General features: G+C 69.3%; 6 protein-coding genes. 2 read left to right on the top strand and 4 right to left on the bottom strand.

The window, feature by feature from the left end; translation table 11 throughout:
* Positions 1-303 precede the first annotated feature (303 nt).
* Both ACZ4FV_RS50870 and cspE read right to left on the bottom strand, forming a co-directional pair.
* Positions 304-786 carry a hypothetical protein gene (locus ACZ4FV_RS50870; RefSeq protein WP_395872079.1) on the bottom strand — a complete coding sequence of 161 codons (483 nt, stop codon included), beginning with the start codon at positions 784-786 and terminating at the stop codon, positions 304-306.
* 300 nt (positions 787-1,086) lie between these two features.
* Positions 1,087-1,290, bottom strand: coding sequence for a transcription antiterminator/RNA stability regulator CspE (cspE, locus tag ACZ4FV_RS50875; protein WP_020557813.1), 204 nt, complete (start codon positions 1,288-1,290; stop codon positions 1,087-1,089).
* Positions 1,291-1,974: 684 nt separating this feature from the next.
* Here cspE and ACZ4FV_RS50880 point away from each other — a divergent pair.
* Together ACZ4FV_RS50880 and ACZ4FV_RS50885 are read left to right on the top strand one after the other, a co-directional pair.
* Entirely contained in the window at positions 1,975-3,363 is a 1,389-nt protein-coding gene (locus tag ACZ4FV_RS50880; protein ID WP_402236698.1) for a hypothetical protein, read from the top strand.
* A 187-nt stretch (positions 3,364-3,550) separates the two neighbouring features.
* A complete protein-coding gene (locus ACZ4FV_RS50885) occupies positions 3,551-5,218 on the top strand; it encodes an acyl-CoA synthetase (RefSeq protein ID WP_465328199.1) in 1,668 nt (555 codons plus the stop codon).
* A gap of 90 nt (positions 5,219-5,308) precedes the next feature.
* On the opposite strand, the gene ACZ4FV_RS50890 is transcribed toward ACZ4FV_RS50885, so the two are convergent.
* Together ACZ4FV_RS50890 and ACZ4FV_RS50895 are read right to left on the bottom strand one after the other, a co-directional pair.
* Positions 5,309-6,850 carry an acyl-CoA synthetase gene (locus ACZ4FV_RS50890; RefSeq protein WP_465328201.1) on the bottom strand — a complete coding sequence of 514 codons (1,542 nt, stop codon included), beginning with the start codon at positions 6,848-6,850 and terminating at the stop codon, positions 5,309-5,311.
* A gap of 87 nt (positions 6,851-6,937) precedes the next feature.
* Complete coding sequence (locus ACZ4FV_RS50895) at positions 6,938-7,924, bottom strand: oxygenase MpaB family protein (protein WP_465328203.1); 987 nt, start codon at positions 7,922-7,924, stop codon at positions 6,938-6,940.
* Positions 7,925-9,186 lie beyond the last annotated feature (1,262 nt).

Consider the following 9,186-nt stretch of genomic DNA (forward strand, 5'->3'; position numbering starts at 1 on the left):
GTGATCGACGCGCGAAGCGCGGAGAGCGGCGGAGCCGCAGAGTTTGGGCTTCGTGGCCCGGAGCGAAGCGGAGGGACACGAAGCCCCGAGCGAGGGGCCGCTTTTTTGCGGAGGAGCGTAGCGGGGGAGCAAAAAAGTGGTGCCTCGCGAGCCGGCGACGAAGTCGCCCAACAAGCAGCAACGCCGCCGAACACGACTCTGGCCACCCCGACACGCTCCACCCGCGACCCCGGCTCAGCCCGCTCCACGCGCGACTCGGGCCACCCCGACCGGCCCCACCCGCGACTCAGCCCACCCCGACCCTCATCCCCCGAACGAGTCCGAAGGGATCGGCTTCAGCAACTGAAAAACGTCATCCGTGATCGGTCGATCCCACGTCACGATTCGCACCAGGACGTTGTCGCTGCGGTCGAACTCCACACACGCGAGGCGACCCTCGGCGTACTTGACCTTGCGGATGATCAGCAGGTCGTCGCCGAGCATGATCGGGGTGTCCTCGGTGGACAGCTCCTCGGGCATCTCTTCGTGGCCCAGGGCCGCGACCAACTGCTGGGCCTCGATCCGGCCGACACCTTCCTCACGCGCGGGCGAACCCGGGGGCAGGTTGCCGATCAGCATCGCGGGGCCGCGGTTGGCCAGCAGGTCGTACCGGACGAAGATCCCCTGGCAACTGCCGTCCTCCCCCGGCAACATGGCCACGATCACGGAGCCGGGCCAGTCGGTGAACGGGATGGCGAGAACGTCGAAATCCGGCCCGGACGGGGGGCGGCGGCGCAGGAAACCCATACAGACATGCTAGTGGCCCCTCGCGATGCGGCCGGCCACCCACCGGGGACCCCCACCACAGGACCCCGAACCCAAGCTCGGCCAAAACCCGGCCAAAACCGGAAGCCAGAACCCGAGACTCCAAGTCCGCAACCCCAAGCCCGGAAGCCACAGCCGGAAGCCAAAGCCCGAAAAGCCGAACCCCAGCCCCCACTCACCCAAACCAACCCAAACAAACCCAAAAACGCCCCAAGGCCCGCACCCTGCACGGGCGCGGGCCTTGCTAGGTCTGCGGTCCGTTGCCGGAGCCGCGGGACCGATTCAGAGCGGGCGAACCATCTCGGCCTGCGGGCCCTTCTGACCCTGCGTGACCTCGAACTCCACGCGCTGGTTCTCCTCCAACGAACGGTAGCCGTTCGTCTGAATGGCGGAGAAGTGGACGAAGACGTCAGCGCCGCCGTCGTCCTGCGAGATGAAGCCGTAGCCCTTGTCGGCGTTGAACCACTTGACCGTACCGGTGGCCATGTCTTGATTCCTTCACGTAACCCACAGACACCACACCTCGTGATGCCCGGGTCGCGAACCGTCGAGTGGTCCCACTCCCCGCGTTACCCCGGGATGCCCTCGCTGTGAGGAGCGAAAAACGCCCACGGCTGTTGATGTCCGCAGGCGTTGGACGTGCGAGGGAACTACATCTACTGCTGCAACCGCGGACAACGCTACATGCCAACGACTGCTCCGCAACAGCCCTTCGCAGCGCGAATCCGACCGTCACCAAAGCGGTTAACGGGGGGCATAGCCGGCACACGCCGCACGGTTCATCCGCGTGGGTGACACAACTGGGCGCAACCAAGGGCTGACCAAGCGTCAGTCGAGACCGCTACTCGATCACCCTCCGACCAACCTCCGACCACCCTCCGAACCCACCCGCTCGCTCCTCGATCACCTTCCGAACCGCCCCCACCCCACCCTCAAACCAGCTCCGCACCACCCCAAACCGGCTCCGCACCATCCCCAGAGCCCCCCGAACCACCCCCAACCCCTCCGCACCTCTCCGAACCATCCCGCACCCTCTGAACCACCCGATGAACCACCCCAACCCTCCAAACCACCCCAACCCCCTTCGACCGCAAGGATGTTCACTCCCCCTTCGCACCCGCGCCACCGATTGATGGCCGGCCCTTCGCGCCGCCTGCCTACCGTTTCGGTATGGCCGCCCCGACCGCCCTACCCGCGCCCCCGAAGCCCGCGCACGTGCCATCACCGTCGCGGGTCGTGCCGGGTGCGCCCGGCGCGCCGGTCGTGCCGGCTCCGGACCGGACGCCCCGAGTACGGCTGCGGCACCTGCGCCACGTGGGCGCGGTCCCGGCCCGGGTGTACGGGTTCGTCGCGCTGGTCCTGGTCGGCATCATCGCCCTGGCCGCGGTGATCGCGGTCGGCGCCGGCAACGCCCGGTCCGGGCTCGGCGAGGTCGCGGACACCTCGGCTCCGCGCGCCGCGGCCGCCGCGGACCTGTACTTCGCGCTCGCCGACCTCGATGCCCAGGTCGCCAACGTCCTCCTGGTCGGCTCGGACGAGACGATCGGCAACCGACAGTTGGCGCTGCGCCAGATGCGCGAGCGGCGTGCCCGGATCACCGTCGACATCCAAGCGCTCTCCTCCGGCGGCGCGCCCACCGCGACCGTCGGCGCGCTGATCAACGGACTCGGCCGCTACGACGCGTACGTCGCACAGGCACGGCTGGCCGACGAGCAGGTCCAGGACCGTCCGGCCGGGCGCCCGCCGATACTCGCGCTCAACTACTTCGCGAGCGCGACCACGCTCCTGCACGACGACCTGCTGCCCGCCGCCGACGCGCTCGGTCGCGGAGCCGAGGAGAAGCTCGCCTCCGACGCGGACTCGGACGGCACGCACGCGCGTTGGGCCGCACTGGCGGTCGGGCTGGTCGGCCTCGCTCTGGTGGTCTGCCTGATCATCGGCCAGGTCTGGTGGGCCCGCCGGTTCCACCGCATCCTCGTGCCGGGGTTGGCCGCGGTGACCATCGCGGTGGCCGCGCTCACCGGCACCGCCGCCGTCCTGTTCACCGACCACGCGTCCCGCCTGCGCGACGCGCAGACGCAGGCGTTCGATCCGTTCCTGTCGCTGGCCCGGGCCCGGGCGACCGCCTCGGACGCGAACGCGGACGAGAGCCGGTTCGTGATCCTGCCCGACCGCGCCCGGGCGTACGCCGAGAGCTTCGCCGCCAAGTCCGCTCAACTCGAGCGCGTCGTGCCCAACGAGCGCGTCGCCACCCGGCTGGAAGCCTTCCGGCGGGACGACCGCACGCTGCGCGCGGCGGTTGCCGAGGGCCGGCTGGATGTCGCCGTCGGCCTGGCCACCAAGGTGGGTCGAGGCAACCTCGCGTTCGACTTCTACGACTACCAGACCTCACTCGCCCAGGTCGCGAACGCGAATCTGGCCGATTTCGAGCGCCGCACCGACAGTGCCGACGACGCGCTCAGCGGCTGGCCGTGGGTCCCGATCGCGATCCTCGGGGTGTGCGTGGTCCTCGTCCTGGCAAGCGCCCGCCCGCGTCTGCGGGAGTACGCGCAGCGCTGACCGCGCCCGTGTCGAGGCCGGCCCCCGAGCCATCGCGGCAGGCCCGCCGGGCCCGTCGGGCCACCCCCACCGCATATCTTTGCCCCAGTCAAGTGTTCCCGACGGTCGACAGCGTCACAGTTTCCGAAGGGCCTCCAAACGATATTGCCTCTGGAATATCGCCGGGCCCACGCCTTACGCTCCGCCCATGGAATTCAACCTTGCCGACCTCTTCGAGCGCGCGGCCGGGGAATACCCCGAACGCGAGGCGATCGTCGCGAACGGTGAACGCCGTACATATGCCCTTCTGGAGGAGCGGGCGAATCGCCTCGCCCATCACCTTCGGGACTCCGGTGTGCAGCCGGGTGACCATGTCGCGGTCTACGCCTTCAACATCATCGAATGGGCGGAGGCGATGCTCGCGATCTACAAGATCCGAGCCGTCTGCATCAATGTGAATTTCCGCTATGTCGCGGATGAGCTGGCCTATCTGCTGGACCAGGCCAAGCCCGTCGCGATGGTCTTCCAGCGGCAGTTCACCGACCGGGTCGCCGAGGTCGCGCCCAAGGTCGCCTCGCTGCGCCACCTGCTGGTGGTCGAGGACGACACCGAACCGGCGGCCGAGGGCACGGTCACCGCCGAGTCGCTGGGCGCGGTGCGGTACGAGGACGCGATGGCGGCGGGCTCACCGGAGCGCGACTTCGAGCCGCGGTCGGCCGACGACCTGTACCTGCTGTTCACCGGCGGGACCACCGGCCTGCCCAAGGGCGTCGTGTGGCGCCAGGAGGACGTGATCTTCGCCCTCGGCGGCGGCATCGACCCCACCAACGGCGAGCGCATATCCCGGCCCGAGGAGATGGTCGAGAAGGGCCGCAACGGCCAGATGACCACCTTCCCGATCGCGCCTCTGATGCACGGCGCAACCCAGTGGGGGGTGCTCCAGAACCTGGCCAAGGGCCACCGCGTGGTGCTGATCGACAAGTTCGACGCGCACGGCGTGTGGGAGACGGTGGTCGCCGAGCGGATCAACGTCGTCCTGATCACCGGTGACGCGATGGCCCGCCCGCTGCTGGAGTCGCTCGACGAACCCCGCGACGGTCGCGAGTCCTACGACCTGTCCTCGCTGTTCGCCCTCTCCTCCAGCGCGGCGCTGTTCTCGCCGTCGCTGAAGGAGGAGTTCATGGAGCGCCTGGGGATCGTGGTCAGCGACGCCATCGGGGCCTCCGAGTCGGGCGCCAACGGCGTGGGCGTCGCGGTGAGGGGCCAGACCGAGCAGCAGAGCGGGATCACCGTGAAGGCGGTGCCCGACTCGGTCGTGCTGGACGAGGACCTCAACCCGCTGCCCGCCGGGGTGGTGGGCCGCCTCGGCCGCAAGGGCAACATCCCGCTGGGCTACCTGGGCGACCCGATCAAGACCGCCGAGGTCTTCCGGACCGGCCCGGACGGCACCCGCTATGTGGTGCCCGGCGACTATGCCCGCCTGGAGGGCGACGGCCGGATCACCCTGCTGGGCCGGGGCTCGGCGACGATCAACTCCGGCGGCGAGAAGATCTTCACCGAGGAGGTCGAGGGCGCGGTCAAGGCCCACCCCGAGGTCTACGACGCGATCGTGGTCGGCGTCCCGCACCCGCGCTGGGGCCAGACGGTCGCGGTGGTCGTGCAGCCGCGCGAGGGTCGCTCGCCGAACCTCGCGGACATCCAGGAGCACTGCCGCACCAAGATCGCCGGATACAAGGTGCCCCGGGTCCTGCGCATCGTCGAGCGGACGCAGCGCACGCCCACCGGAAAGCCGGACCTGCAATGGGCACTCGCGGTGGCCTCCGCCCCGGAAACCGCATCCGGCGATACGACGGAAGCCGCGCCGGAATCCGTCTGACGAAACACGGTTCGAAAAGATTCGTCACCCGCGAGAAGAATGCCGAATACACCGCCCGGGATTTCCCGGGCGGTGTATTCGTATATCGCCTCAGACCGCCCGCTCGCGGCCCTCCCAATAGGGATCGCGCAACCGCCGCTTCTGCAACTTCCCATTCGGGTCGCGCGGCATCGCGTCCACGAAATCGATGGTGCGCGGGCGCTTGTACGTGGCGAGCTGCTCCGTGCAGAACGCGAGCAATTCCGCGGCCAGATCCGGCCCTGGCGCGAAGCCCTCGTTCGCCTCGACGACCGCCTTGACCTCCTCGCCCCAGTCCTCGTGCGGGATGCCGAACACCGCGACGTCGCCGACCGCGTCATGCCGCAGCAGCGCGCTCTCGATCTCGGCGGGGTAGATGTTCTGGCCACCGGAGATGATCATGTCGATCTTGCGGTCGCGCAGGTACAGGTAGCCGTCCTCGTCGAGCAGGCCCACGTCGCCGACGGTGAACCAGTCACCGATCCGGCCCTTGCGGGTCTTCTCCTCGTCCTTGTGGTACTTGAACTTCCCGGCCCGCATCAGCATGTACACGGTGCCGATCTCGCCCGCCGGCAGCCGATTGTCGTCGTCGTCGAAGATGCCGATCTCGCTGATCGGCCAGGCCTTGCCCACCGTGCCGGGCCGATCCAGCCACTCCTGCGCGGAGCAGAACGTACCGCCGCCCTCGCTGGCGGCGTAGTACTCCTCGACACACAACCCCCACCACTCGATCATCCGCCGCTTGACGTGATCGGGGCAGGGCGCGGCGCCGTGCACGGCGTGCCGCATCGACGACACGTCGTACTTGGCCTTGATCTCCTCGGGCAGTTGCAGGAGTCGGTGGAACTGGGTCGGCACCATGTGCGTGTGGGTGACCTTGTAGCGGTCGATCACCCGCAACATCTCCTCGGGCCGCCACTTGTCCATCAGCACCACGGTGTGCCCGATGTGCAGCGACTGCTGGGCGTGCTGGAGCACGGCCGTGTGGTACAGCGGCGAGCCGACCAGGTGCACGTTGTCGTCGTGCGGCTTGACACCGTAGATCAGCAACGTGCCGCCGTACCGGGCGTCTTCGGGCAGGCCCGCGGACAACGGCCGACGCACACCGCGCGGGCGACCGGTGGTGCCCGAGGTGTAGTTCATCGTCATGCCCACGCCGCGATCGGCGGGTAGCTCCGCCGACTGTCCGTCGGTCAGCTCGACGAACGGCCGGAAGCCGGGCACCGCGCCGACCGCGAACCGCGCCGCCGCGGGGAGCTTCGCCTCGTCCGCGGCGGCCACGATCGTGTCCGCGAACCGCTCGTGGCCGATCACCACCTTCGACTCGCTGTCCGCGAGGATCCAGGCGATCTCGGGGCCGACCAGGTGGTGGTTGACCGGGACCATGTACATGCCGGCCTGCGCCGCGGCCATGTACGCCACGATGTACTCGGCGCAGTTCGGCAGGATCACGCTGAAGACGTCGCCCGCGCCGAGCCCTGCCGCCCGCAGACCGTGCACGAGCCGGTTCGACGCGGCGAACAACTCCCCCGCGGTCCACTCGGCGCCATCGGGGTCGACCAGCGCCAGCCGGTCCGGATTGGCCTGCGCATGGGCCCAGAAGCCGTTCGCCACGTGCGGTTCCCTTCGAGCTGACCGGTTACTTGACAATGTCGTACATTGTGGCGGCAGCACGCGCAGAAAGAAAGGGGACCTTACTTATTACCGACCGCTCTCCCTTGTGGCCTCCGCGACAGCGCCGACAGCGCCGACAACGTCGGCAGAACCGGCAGTGCAGGCAGCCTCGAGGCGGGGCAGCCGGGAGACCGACGGCTCGACCTCCGGCCCCAGTCGCTCCATCGCGCCGCGGATGTGCGGCGACGGGTACACGGCGCGAATCACCGGCGTGGCCGCTCCCACCGCCCGACGCAACACATTGAGTCCGGGCCGGGCCACCACCGACGGCAGCCCGCGGTACCCGTACAGATCCTTGGCCCACCGCGGCAGCGCGGCATACGCGGACTCGGCCACCTGGCGCCACAACACCTCGCGCCCGAGCACGAGTACGAACGGCACCGGCGGTCGACGCAGGAAGTCGAAGACACCGCGGGCCTCGTCCGACATGGCCAGCGCCGGTCGGATCTCCTCGAAGTAGCGCTCCAACTCGGCCACGGAGCCCGGGACTTCCTCACGCCCGAGCCCGACCAACTCGGCCGAGCGGCGCTGTTCGGCCAGATACAGATCGGCGAGCTCGTCCGTCAGCGGGAACCCGGCCTGCCGGGCGACCGAGAGATACGACCCGACCTCGGCACAGTGGATCCAGCGCAGCAAATCCGGCTCGTCTATTCGATACGGCTGCTCCGTAACCGGGTCGACCGCCTTGATCACGGAATGGATCCGCCGCACCCGCGCCCCCGCCCGCTCGGCGTCCGTCCGCGTCCCGTAGGTCGTGACCCCGACGAAGTCGGCGGTCCGCATCAGCCGCCCCCACGGGTCCTTGCGGAAGTCGGAGTTCTGCACGACCCCGCGCACCGCCCGCGGATGCAGCGCCTGGAGATAGAGCGCCCGGACACCGGCCACCCACATCACCGGGTCGGCGTGCAACTGCCACGTCACCGAATCGGGCCCGAACAGCCCGATCTCGTCACTCTCGCGGCTCTCCTGGTTCTCCTGGCTCTCCCGACTCTCCTGTGGAACGCCCACCGGCACACCTTCCCGAACACGAATCCCGCCTGGGACTACGAGCGTACGTCCCTCACAGAACGGGCTGGGGCACCGACGATACGAGCCCATCGCCCCAGCGGGGATGGGGCCCATCGGGCCTGCTCCACGTCGGGACGGTGGTGTTGGTGTTGAGCAGTTGGTAATCGGATTGGTGCGGTGGGCGTCGGCGGCGTCCGTTCGCGATGCCTGGCGGGTGGGCGTGGGTGGGTGGGTGGGTGTCGATGGGCCCGGTCCCGGTGTCGCCCACGGTCGGGGCCTTGGGATTTCCGGCGAGAGGTGGGCTTTGGTCGGCAGAAAAAGCATCCAGGGGCGGTGGCGGGGGGAGGGGGTCGGGTTGCGTATGCCGAAGTGACGTTTCCGGGTGGGTGGGTTTTCGGGCGGGGGCGGTGCCGTGAGGTACTTCGGCGGGCGTTTCCGAAGGGGGCGGCGGGGCGCTTGGTCGTCACGATCCGGATCCCGAGGACCGCTTCGCGTACCTCGCTCCGCGCTGACCTGGGGTTTTGCGGTTACGAGGCGATGAGAGTGGGTGTCGAAGGCCCGTTTGCGTCTCGGGGAGGTGGAGCCCGGCCCCTTGGAGGTGCTTTCTGGCCGCCCGGGTGTACTGGGTCGGGACTTTCGCCTGGGGCGGCGTCGTGGGGTCCTTCGGGGGGCGGCGGATCGGGGCGTTTTGGCGTGCGGTGGGTGCGAGTTCAAAGGACGTGCAGCCTCGGGTGCGGGTCTTGGCCTCCGCGAGACGCGAACCCGCCCTCGACACCCGCTCTCACCGGCTCGTGACGCCAAAACCCCAGGTCAGCAGCGATGGCTCGCGTCTGGAGTCGTCCCGGGACCCGGGTGGTGACCTCCCAAACGCACCGAAGGTGCGCCACCCGGCCCCGGCCCCGTCGGAAACGCTCGCCGAATGCGGACCTTGGCCTCCCCGAGACGCGAACCCGCCCTCGACACCCGCTTTCGCCCTGCCCACGATGCAAAACCCCAGGTCAGCAGCGATGGCTCGCGTCTGAAGTCGTCCCGGGATCCGGGTGGTGACCTCCCAAACGCACCGAAGGTGCGCCACCCGGGCCCGGCCCCTTCGGAAACGCCCGCCGAAGAGCCTCACGGCACCGCCCCCGCCCGAGAACCCCACCCACCCGCAAACGTCACTTCGGCATACGGAACCCGACCCCCTCCCCCCGCCACCGCCCCTGGATGCTTTTTCTGCCGACCAAAGCCCACCTCTCGCCGGAAATCCCAAGGCCCCGACCGTGGGC

It is taken from the genome of Embleya sp. NPDC025285 (assembly GCF_055558835.1).

Coding starts and splice junctions, on each gene's coding strand:
- ACZ4FV_RS50885 (WP_465328199.1), top strand. CDS start 3,551: ATGGAATTCAACCTTGCCGACCTCTTCGAGCGCGCGGCCGGGGAATAC.
- cspE (WP_020557813.1), bottom strand. CDS start 1,290: ATGGCCACCGGTACGGTCAAGTGGTTCAACGCCGACAAGGGCTACGGC.
- ACZ4FV_RS50880 (WP_402236698.1), top strand. CDS start 1,975: ATGGCCGCCCCGACCGCCCTACCCGCGCCCCCGAAGCCCGCGCACGTG.
- ACZ4FV_RS50870 (WP_395872079.1), bottom strand. CDS start 786: ATGGGTTTCCTGCGCCGCCGCCCCCCGTCCGGGCCGGATTTCGACGTT.